This window comes from Streptomyces sp. KR55 (genome assembly GCF_052245645.1).
GTDB classification, from domain to species: Bacteria; Actinomycetota; Actinomycetes; order Streptomycetales; family Streptomycetaceae; genus Streptomyces; species Streptomyces flavusporus.
Map to the genome: position 1 here is coordinate 19,412 of NZ_JBQQCE010000010.1, position 11,716 is coordinate 31,127.

General features: G+C 71.9%; 13 protein-coding genes. 9 read left to right on the top strand and 4 right to left on the bottom strand.

Translation table 11 applies throughout. The features are described 5' to 3' along the window. Positions 1-33: 33 nt before the first annotated feature. The 9 genes from ACTWQJ_RS02755 to lgt all read left to right on the top strand — a co-directional run bounded on the left by ACTWQJ_RS02755 (position 34) and on the right by lgt (position 6,987). Positions 34-684, top strand: coding sequence for a TIGR02234 family membrane protein (locus ACTWQJ_RS02755; protein ID WP_443305003.1), 651 nt, complete (start codon positions 34-36; stop codon positions 682-684). A 164-nt stretch (positions 685-848) separates the two neighbouring features. Next, positions 849-1,133, top strand: coding sequence for an HGxxPAAW family protein (locus ACTWQJ_RS02760; RefSeq protein ID WP_443305004.1), 285 nt, complete (start codon positions 849-851; stop codon positions 1,131-1,133). Positions 1,134-1,228: 95 nt separating this feature from the next. Continuing rightward, the gene (locus ACTWQJ_RS02765; protein WP_443305005.1) at positions 1,229-1,672 is read left to right on the top strand and encodes a DUF2752 domain-containing protein; all 444 of its coding nucleotides are present in this window, start codon (positions 1,229-1,231) and stop codon (positions 1,670-1,672) included. 186 nt (positions 1,673-1,858) lie between these two features. Continuing rightward, positions 1,859-2,668, top strand: a complete 810-nt coding sequence (trpC, locus tag ACTWQJ_RS02770; RefSeq protein WP_443305006.1) for an indole-3-glycerol phosphate synthase TrpC — start codon at positions 1,859-1,861, stop codon at positions 2,666-2,668. 22 nt (positions 2,669-2,690) lie between these two features. Continuing rightward, positions 2,691-2,927 (top strand): tryptophan biosynthesis modulator TrpM, encoded by a 237-nt coding sequence (gene trpM, locus ACTWQJ_RS02775; RefSeq protein WP_443305007.1) that lies wholly within the window; start codon positions 2,691-2,693, stop codon positions 2,925-2,927. Between the two features lie 73 nt (positions 2,928-3,000). Next, entirely contained in the window at positions 3,001-4,287 is a 1,287-nt protein-coding gene (gene trpB, locus ACTWQJ_RS02780) for a tryptophan synthase subunit beta (protein WP_443305008.1), read from the top strand. After that, positions 4,284-5,111: a tryptophan synthase subunit alpha gene (gene trpA, locus ACTWQJ_RS02785; RefSeq protein WP_443305009.1), complete on the top strand. Its 828-nt coding sequence runs from the start codon at positions 4,284-4,286 to the stop codon at positions 5,109-5,111. The genes trpB and trpA overlap by 4 nt, the downstream gene beginning before the upstream one ends. A gap of 87 nt (positions 5,112-5,198) precedes the next feature. Next, the gene (locus tag ACTWQJ_RS02790; protein ID WP_443305010.1) at positions 5,199-5,975 is read left to right on the top strand and encodes a DsbA family protein; all 777 of its coding nucleotides are present in this window, start codon (positions 5,199-5,201) and stop codon (positions 5,973-5,975) included. Between the two features lie 82 nt (positions 5,976-6,057). Next, positions 6,058-6,987 carry a prolipoprotein diacylglyceryl transferase gene (gene lgt / locus ACTWQJ_RS02795; protein ID WP_443305012.1) on the top strand — a complete coding sequence of 310 codons (930 nt, stop codon included), beginning with the start codon at positions 6,058-6,060 and terminating at the stop codon, positions 6,985-6,987. A gap of 79 nt (positions 6,988-7,066) precedes the next feature. Here lgt and ACTWQJ_RS02800 read toward each other — a convergent pair whose 3' ends face one another. The 4 genes from ACTWQJ_RS02800 to ACTWQJ_RS02815 are packed head-to-tail and all read right to left on the bottom strand — an operon-like array spanning position 7,067 to position 11,710. Then, entirely contained in the window at positions 7,067-7,885 is an 819-nt protein-coding gene (locus ACTWQJ_RS02800) for an HpcH/HpaI aldolase/citrate lyase family protein (RefSeq protein WP_443305013.1), read from the bottom strand. After that, positions 7,882-9,072, bottom strand: a complete 1,191-nt coding sequence (locus ACTWQJ_RS02805; protein WP_443305014.1) for a CaiB/BaiF CoA transferase family protein — start codon at positions 9,070-9,072, stop codon at positions 7,882-7,884. Before ACTWQJ_RS02805 ends, ACTWQJ_RS02800 begins: the two co-directional genes overlap by 4 nt. Before the next feature lie 5 nt (positions 9,073-9,077). Further along, positions 9,078-10,538, bottom strand: a complete 1,461-nt coding sequence (locus ACTWQJ_RS02810; RefSeq protein WP_443305015.1) for an ADP-ribosylglycohydrolase family protein — start codon at positions 10,536-10,538, stop codon at positions 9,078-9,080. Next, a complete protein-coding gene (locus tag ACTWQJ_RS02815; protein WP_443305016.1) occupies positions 10,526-11,710 on the bottom strand; it encodes an ADP-ribosylglycohydrolase family protein in 1,185 nt (394 codons plus the stop codon). The genes ACTWQJ_RS02810 and ACTWQJ_RS02815 overlap by 13 nt, the downstream gene beginning before the upstream one ends. Between the last annotated feature and the right edge of the window lie 6 nt (positions 11,711-11,716).

An 11,716-nucleotide genomic window follows, 5' to 3' on the forward strand; every position in this document is an offset into this window, starting at 1 on the left:
CCGGGTGACGGTTCGCCCGAGGTTCAGGCGATAGTGGGGTACGTGACTGCTGTTCCTCACCCCCGTTCCGAAGCCGCGGGTTCCGCCCGGGCCGGCCGCATGAGTCTCGCCGTGGCACTGTTGGCCGGTGCGCTCGGCGCGGCCGTGGCGTTGCTGGCGACCCGGCAGCAATGGTCGGAGGGCACCGCCACGGTGGCCGGCGGCCCCTTCCCGCTGACTGCCAAGGGCAGCGACGTCACGGGCGTCCCCGCGGCCCTCGCCATAGTGGGCCTCGCCGCGCTCGTCGCCGTCTTCGCCGTCCGCCGCGCCGGTCGCCTCGCCGTGTCCGTGCTGCTCACGCTGTGCGGCGTCGGCACCGTCGCCGCGGCCCTGTCCGGCGCCTCCGACAGCTCCGCACTGGACGAGAAGGCCGCGCAGGCCTCCGGCGACACCTCCGCCACGGTGGACGAGCTCACCCATACCACGTGGCCGTACGCCGCGGCCGCGGGCGGCGTCCTGATCCTCCTCGCCGGGCTGCTCGCCCTGCGCTACGGCTGGCTGTGGCCCGCGATGTCCGGCCGCTACGAGCGCAGCGGCGCGCCCCGTCCACGCCGTACGGCCCCCGTCGTCGACCCCGACCGGCCCGAGGACGTGTGGAAGGCGCTCGACCGGGGCGAGGACCCGACCGGCACCGAACCGGCGTAGCGAGCGGCCCGGGCCACCGGTCCCGACGTCCCGGGCCACTGGTCCCGATGTGGCGAAACAGACGCCCCGGCGGGGCGACCCCCGCACACGTCACCCGCGCGCGTACGGGACAATGGGCGACAGACATCAGGCTCACACACCCACACGGCAACGAGGAGCAAGCAATGGCGGGCAGCAGCCACGGTCACGGACACACCCCGGCCGCCTGGACCGGTTCCATCATCATCTTCATCGGTTTCTGCGTCTCGGGCGCCTACATGGTGATGGACAACCCGGTCGGCTTCTGGCTCGGCTTGGCGATCGTGCCTCTGGGTGGTGTCGTCGGCGGGATCATGAGCGCGATGGGTCTCGGCCAGCCGAAGGCGAAGCCCCTCAAGATGGTCCAGTCCGCGACGACGGCGACGGCGGCGCCCAAGGCGACGCGCGAGCCGGTGGCCGCCGAGAGCTGAGCCCGTACGGCTGTCCCGTGCGACCTCGTCGAGGGGCGGCCCGGCAATCTTGCCGGGCCGCCCCTGACGCGTGTTCGGGGCCCGCGCGGGGCACAATGCGAGGCGTGAACGCCGACAGCCGGCGCATGCCGACGCCCTCCGCCCCCGTGCTCGGGCGCCTGGCCGCGCCCGCAGGAGTCCTGGCGGCCGTCGCCGGGGCGTTCACGTACGTAGGGGTCGTGGACCCCAACGAGCCCGGTCACTACCCCGTCTGCCCGCTCCTGCAGTACACCGGCCTCTACTGTCCCGGCTGCGGCGGCCTGCGCAGCGCGCACGCCGTCGTGCACGGGGACGTCGCGGTGGCGCTCCAGGCCAACGCCCTGGCGGTGGCCGGCTATCTGCTCTTCGCCCTGCTGTGGACCCTCTGGACGGTCCGGGCGGCGCGGGGCCGTCCCCTGCGGATCGATCTCCGACCGGCGCAGGCGTGGACCGCAGGGGCTCTGCTGCTGGTCTTCACGGTTGTCCGGAACCTGCCCTTCGGCGGCTGGCTGCACCCTTGATCGACGGTAAACGTCCAGGTAGCGGGACCGCCGTCAACCGGATGCGAGGACTACGCCTTCCTCCGGATACCATCGCAGTGACCACCGGTTTCGCCTTCGGTACCGCCTCCGGCTCGGCTGATGAGGCAGCCGCGGGCAGAGGCCCAAGCGCTTTATCAGTCAACCGTCTGGAAGGGGGCCGCTCGCGTGAGTGTGCTCGACGAGATCATCGACGGAGTGCGGGCCGACCTCGCGGAGCGGCAGGCGCGCGTGAGCCTCGACGAGCTCAAGGAGCGCGCGGCGAAGGCCCCTGCCGCCAAGGACGGTCTGGCCGCGCTGCGCGGCGAAGGCGTCAAGGTGATCTGCGAGGTCAAGCGCTCCAGCCCCTCCAAGGGTGCGCTGGCGGCGATCGCCGACCCGGCCGGCCTCGCGGCGGACTACGAGGCGGGCGGCGCGGCCGTCATCTCCGTCCTCACCGAACAGCGCCGCTTCGGCGGCTCCCTGGCGGACCTGGAGGCGGTCCGCGCGCGGGTGGACATCCCCGTCCTGCGCAAGGACTTCATCGTCACCTCCTACCAGCTGTGGGAGGCCCGGGCCTACGGCGCCGACCTCGCGCTGCTGATCGTCGCGGCCCTCGACCAGCCCGCGCTGGAGTCCCTCATCGAGCGGGCGGTGTCCATCGGGCTCACGCCGCTCGTCGAGGTGCACGACGAGGACGAGGTCGACCGCGCGGTGGACGCCGGCGCCAAGCTCATCGGCGTCAACGCACGCAACCTGAAGACGCTGGAGGTCGACCGCGGCACGTTCGAGCGGCTCGCCCCGGACATCCCGGCCGGCATCGTCAAGGTGGCCGAGTCCGGCGTCCGCGGCCCGCACGACCTCATCGCCTACGCCAACGCCGGAGCCGACGCGGTCCTGGTCGGCGAGTCCCTCGTCACCGGCCGCGACCCCAAGACGGCCGTCTCCGACCTGGTGGCGGCCGGCGAGCACCCCGCACTGCGGCACGGACGCGGCTGATCTCCCGCTAGGCTTGGCCCCGATGACTCTCCCGATCACCCTGGCGACGAGGGACCCGTACGCCCGCCTGGCGCGCGGCTGCCGTCCCCGTGGCTGCCGCGCGCCCGCGCGCAGGGTGCACGGACGCAGGGTGCGGTACGTCATCGGTGACGAACCGGGACAGGTAAACGGTCGCCGATGGCAGCGCCCCTCGAGGGGCGCGGGGCAGTGCCGATATGCGGCTCCGCCGCGTGAGCGCGACCAGCCACACACGGCCTGAGGTCCGCTGACAAGCTCCGCCCCCACGGCGATTGGTGTCCGCATATTCACCGCACTCACCGTGAGGTATCCGCATGCCCAGCGACTTCTTCATTCCCGACCCGGAGGGTCAAACCCCCAGTGCCGAAGGCTACTTCGGCGCGTTCGGCGGCAAGTTCATCCCGGAGGCCCTCGTCGCCGCCGTGGACGAGGTAGCCGTCGAGTACGACAAGGCCAAGCACGACCCCGAGTTCGCCCGCGAGCTCGACGAACTGCTCGTCAACTACACGGGCCGCCCGTCGGCGCTCACCGAGGTCCCTCGTTTTGCCGCGGAAGCGGGTGGTGCCCGGGTGTTCCTCAAGCGCGAGGACCTCAACCACACCGGCTCCCACAAGATCAACAATGTGCTCGGCCAGGCCCTGCTGACCAGGCGCATGGGCAAGACCCGCGTCATCGCCGAGACCGGCGCCGGCCAGCACGGCGTGGCGACGGCGACGGCCTGCGCACTGTTCGGGCTCGAGTGCACCATCTACATGGGCGAGATCGACACCCGCCGCCAGGCCCTCAACGTGGCCCGGATGCGCATGCTCGGCGCGGAGGTCATCGCCGTGAAGTCCGGCAGCCGGACGCTCAAGGACGCCATCAACGAGGCGTTCCGCGACTGGGTCGCCAACGTCGACCACACCCACTACCTGTTCGGCACCGTCGCCGGGCCCCACCCCTTCCCGGCCATGGTCCGCGACTTCCACCGCGTCATCGGCGTGGAGGCCCGACGCCAGCTCCTGGAGCGGGCCGGCCGGCTCCCCGACGCCGCCATCGCCTGCGTCGGCGGCGGCTCCAACGCCATCGGCCTCTTCCACGCCTTCATCCCGGACACCGACGTCCGCCTCATCGGCTGCGAGCCCGCCGGACACGGCGTCGAGACCGGCGAACACGCGGCCACCCTGACCGCGGGCGAGCCCGGCATCCTGCACGGTTCGCGGTCGTACGTCCTCCAGGACGACGAAGGCCAGATCACCGAGCCGTACTCGATCTCGGCCGGACTGGACTACCCCGGTATCGGCCCCGAGCACTCCTACCTCAAGGACACCGGCCGCGCCGAGTACCGCGCCGTCACCGACGACGCGGCGATGCAGGCGCTGCGCCTGCTGTCGCGGACCGAGGGGATCATCCCGGCGATCGAGAGTGCTCACGCCCTCGCCGGCGCTCTGGAGGTCGGCAGGGAGCTGGGCAAGGACGGGCTGATCGTGGTCAACCTGTCCGGGCGCGGCGACAAGGACATGGACACGGCCGCCCGTTACTTCGGCCTCTACGACACCGACGCCGAGGTCGCCGCCGATGCCAACGGCGGTGCCGCCGAGATCCAGGGGGACGCCAAGTGAGCGGCAACATCCAGCTGTTGACGGACACCCTCCACGCCGCCAAGGCGGAGGGCCGCTCCGCCCTCATCGCCTACCTCCCGGCCGGCTTCCCGACCGTGGACGGCGGCATCGAGGCGGTCAGGGCCGTCCTCGACGGCGGCGCCGACGTCGTGGAGGTCGGTCTGCCGCACAGCGACCCGGTCCTCGACGGCCCCGTCATCCAGACCGCCGACGACATCGCCCTGCGCGGCGGGGTCAGGATCGCCGACGTGATGCGGACGGTCCGTGAGGCCTACGAGGCCACCGGCAAGCCGATCCTCGTCATGACGTACTGGAACCCCATCGACCGCTACGGCGTCGAGCGCTTCACCGCCGAGCTCGCCGAGGCGGGCGGGGCCGGATGCATCCTGCCCGACCTGCCCGTGCAGGAGTCGGCGCTGTGGCGGGAGCACGCCGAGAAGCACGGCCTCGCGACGGTCTTCGTCGTGGCGCCCAGCAGCAAGGACAAGCGGCTCGCCGAGATCACCAAGGCGGGCAGCGGCTTCGTCTACGCCGCCTCTCTGATGGGCGTCACCGGCACCCGGGAGACCGTGGGCGCGCAGGCCCAGGACCTGGTGCAGCGCACCCGCGCCACCACCGACCTGCCCGTCTGCGTCGGCCTCGGCGTCTCCAACGCCGCCCAGGCCGCCGAGGTCGCCGGCTTCGCCGACGGCGTGATCGTCGGCTCCGCCTTCGTCAAGCGGATGCTGGACGCCCCGGACCACACGGCCGCCATCGAGGCCGTCCGCGCGCTCGCGGGTGAGCTGGCCAAGGGCGTGCGCGGACAGGTGTTTACGGAAAGCTGACAGGCGTAACGGAAAAATCGGTCACTCGAACGAGTGGACCTGGGGCCGGGGAGGCGCGGTGCGCCTCCCCGGTTCGTTCTGCGGGGTGTGAGCGAGAAGAACCGTGACGGAAAGCGCACCGCCCGGGAGCGGCTGGCGGTCGAACGTGAGAAGCAGAAGGCCGCGGAGAAGCGAAGGCGGACGCTGATCGTGGGCGCGGCAGTCGTCTGCGTCCTGGGCCTTGCGGCGGTGATCGGCGTGGTCGCCGCGAACGCCGGCAAGGACGAAGGCGACGACAGCGCGGGCCCGGTCGTGGCCCCCTCGGGGGCGAACGGCGACGACAACCTCGTCATCCCGGTCGGCCGGGAGGGCGCGAAGTCGACGCTCACGATCTGGGAGGACTTCCGCTGCCCCGCCTGCAAGTCCTTCGAGACGACGTACCGCTCGACGATCCACGAACTGACGGACGCCGGGCAGCTGAGAGCGGAGTACCGGCTGGCCACGATCATCGACGGCAACATGGGCGGCAGCGGCTCCCGCAACGCGGCCAACGCCGCGGCCTGCGCCCAGGACGTCGGCAAGTTCGTCGCGTACCACGACGTGCTGTACGACAACCAGCCGCCGGAGACCGACGACGCCTTCGGGGACAACGCCAGGCTCATCGAGCTGGCCGGCAAGGTGCAGGGCCTGAACACCCCTGCCTTCCGCAGGTGTGTCGAGGACGGCACCCACAACAGCTGGGTCGACAAGTCCGCCGAGGCCTTCAACAAGGGCGGCTTCTCGGGCACGCCGACCGTGCTGCTCAACGGCAAGAACATCTTCGACGACCAGTCGATGACGCCCGCGAAGCTGAAGCAGCAGGTGCAGGAGGCCGCGCAGGGGTGAGGCGCGGGCAGCTGCCTGTTATGGAGCCGTAGCCGGGCCGCCCGCCGTCGGGCGCGTCCGGCAGGGTAGCGTCGACCCTGCCATGGAACTTGCCTACATTCCCAGCCCGTCGCGCGGAGTGCTGTACCTCGGCCCCATTCCGCTGCGCGGCTACGCGTTCTGCATCATCATCGGTGTCTTCGTGGCCGTGTGGCTCGGCAACAGGCGCTGGATCGCCCGCGGCGGACGACCCGGAACGGTTGCCGACATCGCGGTCTGGGCCGTTCCGTTCGGCCTGATCGGCGGCCGGCTCTACCACGTGATCACGGACTACCAGCTGTACTTCAGCGAGGGCCGTGACTGGGTGGACGCCTTCAAGATCTGGGAAGGCGGCCTGGGCATCTGGGGCGCGATCGCATTCGGTGCGCTGGGCGCGTGGATCGGCTGCCGCCGCCGCGGTATCCCGCTGCCCGCGTACGCCGACGCCGTCGCGCCCGGTATCGCCCTCGCGCAGGCGATCGGGCGCTGGGGCAACTGGTTCAACCAGGAGCTGTACGGGCGGGAGACCGACCTCCCCTGGGCGGTGCACATCACGTCCACTGCGGACGGCCGGGTGCCGGGCTACTACCACCCGACGTTCCTGTACGAGTCCCTGTGGTGCATCGGCGTCGCGGTACTGGTGATCTGGGCCGACCGCCGCTTCAAGCTGGGCCACGGCCGCGCGTTCGCCCTGTACGTCGCCTCGTACTGCGCGGGCCGCTTCTGGATCGAGTACATGCGCGTCGACGACGCCCACCACATCCTGGGCCTGCGGCTGAACAACTGGACCGCGCTGCTGGTGTTCCTGCTCGCCGTGGTCTACATCGTGCTGTCGGCCAGGAAGCGGCCGGGCCGGGAGGCCGTGGTGGAGCCGGCTGCCGCTGGCGGTGCGGCCGACGGGGGCAACGAGGGCGACGGTGAGCCCGAGGACGGGGCCGAGGCCGCTGCGAAGTCCGAGGTCGAGGACGGGGCCGGGTCCACGAAGAAGACGTGACGATCGGTCGTACGTCTCATACGTCGATGAGGGCGCTCGGAGTTTTCCGGGCGCCCTCGTGCGTGCCGAGGAACGGGACTCAGTGGCGGTGGGCCAGGGACAGGGTTCGGTTCGCCGCTGTCACGACCGCCGCGTCGATGAACGTTCCGTCGGGCAGGGCCTGCGCGCCCAGGTTGGTGGCTGCTGCCTTGACGATGGTTTCGGCCTTTTCGATCTCCTCCTGTGTCGGGCGGTAGGCCCGCTCGATGACCGGAAGCTGGCGCGGGTGGATGGCGGCACGGCCCAGGAAGCCCAGGGCCCGGCCGTGGGCGCAGCTCGCCGCCAGGCCGTCGAGGTCGCGGGTGTCGGGGTGGACGGACTGGGACGGGGGCGGCAGGCCCGCCGCGCGTGCGGCGACGACGACGCGGGAGCGGGACCAGTCCAGGCCGCTGTCGGCGCGTACGCCCAGGTCGGCTTTGAGGTCCGCCTCGCCCAGGGCGATACCGCGCAGGGACGGGTGTGCGCGGGCGACGGCGTGGGCGTGCTCGATGCCCAGCGCCGTTTCCAGGAGGGCGTACAGGGGAGGTGCCGCGTCGGAGGCCGTGGACTCGGCCACCTGCACGACCTGCCGGGCCGATGTCACCTTCGGCAGGCGGAGGCCCGACAGGCCCGGGAGCGTGGCCACCGCCTTCAGGTCGGCCGCCGCCAGGGGTGTGCCCACGGCGTTCACACGGACGTGTACCGGCACCGGCTGGGCCTCGGAGAGAAGCTCCGCGGTGGCCGCGCGGGCGTAGTCCTTGCGGTCCGGGGCGACCGCGTCCTCCAGGTCGATCACGACGACGTCGGCGCCACAGGCGAGGGCCTTCGTGACGATGTGCGGGCGGTCGCCGGGGACGTACAGCCAGGTCAGCGGGGTCACAGTGCGCCCTCCGTGCGCAGCGACGTCAACTCGGCCGGGGTCAGGCCCAGCTCGGTGAGGACCGCGTCCGTGTCCGCGCCGTGCGGGCGGCCCGCCCAGCGGATCGCGCCGGGGGTGGCGGAGAGACGGAAGAGGACGTTCTGCATGCGCAGCGGGCCCAGATCGGGGTCGTCGACCGTGGTGATCGTGCCGAGGGCCGCGTACTGCGGGTCCGTCATCACGTCGCGTACGTCCTGGACCGGTGCCACCGCCGCTTCGGCCTTCTCGAAGGCGGCCAGGACCTCGGTCCGGGTACGTTGCGCGATCCAGTCGCCCACCGCCTTGTCGAGGACGTCGCAGTGGCGGGCCCGTCCGGCGCCCGTGGCGAACCACGGTTCGTCGATCAGGTCGGGGCGGCCGACCAGGTGCATCACGCGTTCCGCCACCGACTGGGCCGAGGTCGAGACGGCGACCCAGGTGCCGTCGGCGGTGCGGTAGGTGTTGCGCGGGGCGTTGTTCTGGGAGCGGTTGCCGGTGCGGGGCTGGATGTGGCCGAGCTGGTCGTACCAGGTCGGCTGGGGGCCCAGCACCGTCAGGATCGGTTCGATGATCGCCATGTCGACGACCTGGCCCTCGCCGGTGCGGTCGCGGGCGGCGAGGGCGGTCAGCACCGCGTACGCCGTCGCCAGGCCCGTGATCGAGTCGGCCAGGCCGAAGGGCGGGAGGGTCGGCGGCGCGTCCGGTTCGCCGGTGATCGCGGCGAAGCCGCTCATCGCCTCGGCGAGGGTGCCGAAGCCGGGGCGGTGCGCGTACGGGCCGAACTGGCCGAAGCCGGTGACACGGGTGAGCACCAGGCGGGGGTTGGCGGCCGAGAGTTCCGGCCAGCCCAGGTCCCACTTCTCCAGGGTGCCGGGGCGGAAGTTCTCGATGACGACGTCCGCGGTGGCGGCGAGGCGGAGGAGGGTGGCGCGGCCGCCGGGCTTGGAGAGGTCGAGGGTGATGGTGCGCTTGTTGCGGCCGAGGATTTTCCACCACAGTCCGATGTCGTCCTTGGCCGGGCCGTGGCCTCGGGAGGGGTCGGGCCTGGTGGGGTGCTCGATCTTGACGACCTCCGCGCCGAAGTCGCCGAGCATGGTGGCGGCGAGGGGACCGGCGAAGAGGGTGGCCATGTCGAGGACGCGGAGACCGGTCAGGGGTGGGGTGCTCATGGGGGTCATGGGCGGAGGGCCTCCAGGTGGGTCAGGTGGGCCAGGGTGTCGAAGCCGGTGCCGTTGAAGTCGCCGACGGAGGTGGACAGGCGGTTCTTCAGCGGGGTGGTCCAGCGGTCGGGGAGGGCGGTGGGGGTGCCGGCGAGGAGGGCGGCGATGCTGCCGGCCGTCGCGCCGTTCGAGTCGGTGTCCCAACCACCGGACACCGCACGGCAGATGGACCCCGCGAAGTCGCCGTCCGCGTGGGTGAGGGCGGCGGCGATCAGGGCGGTGTTGGGGATGGCGTGAACCCAGTGGTGGGCGGCGTGGCGGGCGTGGAGTTCGTCCACGACCATGTCGAAGTCCTCGTGGGATTCAGCCAGTTGGATGGCATGGTGGACGGCTTCGGCCAGGCGGGAGTGCGGGGGGACGACGGAGAGGCCGGTGCGCAGGCTGGTGTGGATGTCCGTGGTGCCGGTGGCCGCGGTGGCGATGGTGGCGGCGGTGAACATCGCCGCGTAGACGCCGTTGGCGGTGTGGGTGAGGGTGGCGTCCCGGTGGGCCTGTTCGGCAGCGGCGGCCGGGTCGCCGGGGTTGGTCCAGCCGTGGATGTCGGCGCGGATCAGGGCGCCGATCCATTCGCGGAAGGGGTTGCGGTGGCGGGCGGTGTGCGGGGGTTCGATGCTGGTGAGGAGGTTGCGGTAGGCGATGCGTTCGGCGGTGAAGGTGCGGCCGGCGGGGAGTTCGTCCAGCCAGAGGGTTGCTACGTCGGTGGTGGTGAACGATTTGCCGTGGCGTTGGAGCAGGAGGAGGTTGAGGAGGGGGTAGTTGAGGTCGTCGTCCTCGGGCATGCCGTCGATGTTCTCGGCGAGGGAGGTGTGGGCCGAGCGGCGGTTCCAGGGGTGCGTGGACAGGAGCTCGGAGGGGACTCCCTGGGCGGTGAAGTAGGTGGTGAGGGGCCAGTTGCCGGTTGCCTGGGCTAGTTGGCGGATGGCGGTGAGGGGGAGTTTTTCCACCGGCTTGCCGAGGAGGCAGCCGGTGGCTCGGCCCAGCCAGGCGGCTTCCAGGGTGACCTGGGTGGGGGCTGGGCGGGGGTGGGTCGCGCAGCCCGGCGCTGAGGGGGTGCCTCCCCCAGAGGGGGGACCCCCAGCGCCCACCCGTGCCGCCCCAGGCGGCACGACTGCCCGCGGACTGACGGCATGTGCGGGCCAGTCGGGGCACAGGGTCTTGATCTTCGGCAGGTCCGTTGGTTCGGTCTCTGTCAGGCTGCTTGGCAGGTCTGCCAGTTCGTCCAGGAGGTCTTCTGCCAGTTGGCGCAGGTAGCGGGATGCCGGTTGTGGGGAGGCGCCTGCGCGGAGGGGGGCCTTCGGGCCGCCCGCTGCCTCCCAGCGCTTTGCGATCGCTGTCGGTTCGCGGCCGTCCTGGTGTGCCTGGCGGATCTCGTGGCCGATCAGGTCCTCCGGTTGGACCCAGGTCAGTCGGAGCATGCGGTGCCTCCCAGCGCAGTGAACATCTGCTCGTGGGTACGGCGTCGGCGTACGTCCCGTTTGAAGATCTCCCTGGTGACTTCGGTCAGAGTGCGGGCCGGTTCCCAGAGGTCCAGGCGGCTGGCCTCGGCGACCGTCTTCGACCAGTCCTCCGGGACCGGTGAGCCCAGGGCGCCGGCCAGCGCGCCGGACATCGTGGCGATCGAGTCGCAGTCGCGGCCGTAGTTCACCGAACCCAGGACCGCCTGCCGGTAGTCGCCGCCCGACACGACCAACATGCCCAGGGCGACGGGCAGTTCCTCGATCGAGTGGAGGCGGGAGGGGCGGCGGGCGCCCAGGGACGGGGCGCGGTAGTCGGGGCCCACGGTGTCGTACGGGGCCACCGCGTCGCGCAGCGGTGTCAGGGCCGACTCGAAGTCCCTGTGGTGGGACGCCGCTTCGCAGACCTGCTCGATCGCCGCCCGTGTGCCGTCCTTCGCCAGCTCCAGGCACGCGGTCACCACCGAGTCCGGCGTAGCCCCCGGTGTGCACGCCGCGGCCACCGCCGCCGCGAAGACGCCCGCCGCCTCGCGGCCGTACGACGACTGGTGGGCGCCGGCGAGGTCGAGCGCCTCGGCGTAGGCGCCCGCCGGGTTGGCCGCGTTGACCAGGCCGACCGGGGCCATGTACATCGCGGCACCGCAGTTGACGATGTTGCCGACGCCTGCCTCTCGCGGGTCCACATGGCCGTAGTGGAGCCTCGTCACGAGCCACTTCTCCGCCAGGAAGATCCGGTGCAGGGGGAGTGCCTCCGTCTCCAGCTCCGGGATCCAGCGCGGGGTCGTCATCAGGTCGGGGACCAGGTGGTCGGCGATCGCGTAGGCGTCGAGGTGATCGCGGACCTGCGCGTAGACCCGTACCAGCGCGTGCGTCAGCAGGGTGTCGTCGGTGACGTGGCCGTCGCCCTTGTGGTACGGGGCGATGGGGCGGGCGGTGCGCCAGTCGGCGCCGTTCCAAGGGCCGACGATGCCGTGGACGCGGCCGCCGTGGCGTTCGACGATCCGGTCGGGGGAGTAGCCCTCGACGGGGCCGCCGAGGGCGTCGCCGACGGCCGCGCCGACCAGGGCGCCGGCGATCCGGTCGTCGAGAGAGTGCGGACTGTGCGCTCGGCTTTCTTCTCCTTTGGGCGTCATGCCCCG

What these genes read in the sequence shown, in the direction of transcription:
- ACTWQJ_RS02760 (WP_443305004.1), top strand. Translation starts at nt 849, where the DNA reads ATGGCGGGCAGCAGCCACGGTCACGGACACACCCCGGCCGCCTGGACC.
- ACTWQJ_RS02765 (WP_443305005.1), top strand. Translation starts at nt 1,229, where the DNA reads ATGCGAGGCGTGAACGCCGACAGCCGGCGCATGCCGACGCCCTCCGCC.
- trpM (WP_443305007.1), top strand. Translation starts at nt 2,691, where the DNA reads ATGACTCTCCCGATCACCCTGGCGACGAGGGACCCGTACGCCCGCCTG.
- trpB (WP_443305008.1), top strand. Translation starts at nt 3,001, where the DNA reads ATGCCCAGCGACTTCTTCATTCCCGACCCGGAGGGTCAAACCCCCAGT.
- lgt (WP_443305012.1), top strand. Translation starts at nt 6,058, where the DNA reads ATGGAACTTGCCTACATTCCCAGCCCGTCGCGCGGAGTGCTGTACCTC.
- ACTWQJ_RS02805 (WP_443305014.1), bottom strand. Translation starts at nt 9,072, where the DNA reads ATGAGCACCCCACCCCTGACCGGTCTCCGCGTCCTCGACATGGCCACC.
- ACTWQJ_RS02810 (WP_443305015.1), bottom strand. Translation starts at nt 10,538, where the DNA reads ATGCTCCGACTGACCTGGGTCCAACCGGAGGACCTGATCGGCCACGAG.
- ACTWQJ_RS02815 (WP_443305016.1), bottom strand. Translation starts at nt 11,710, where the DNA reads ATGACGCCCAAAGGAGAAGAAAGCCGAGCGCACAGTCCGCACTCTCTC.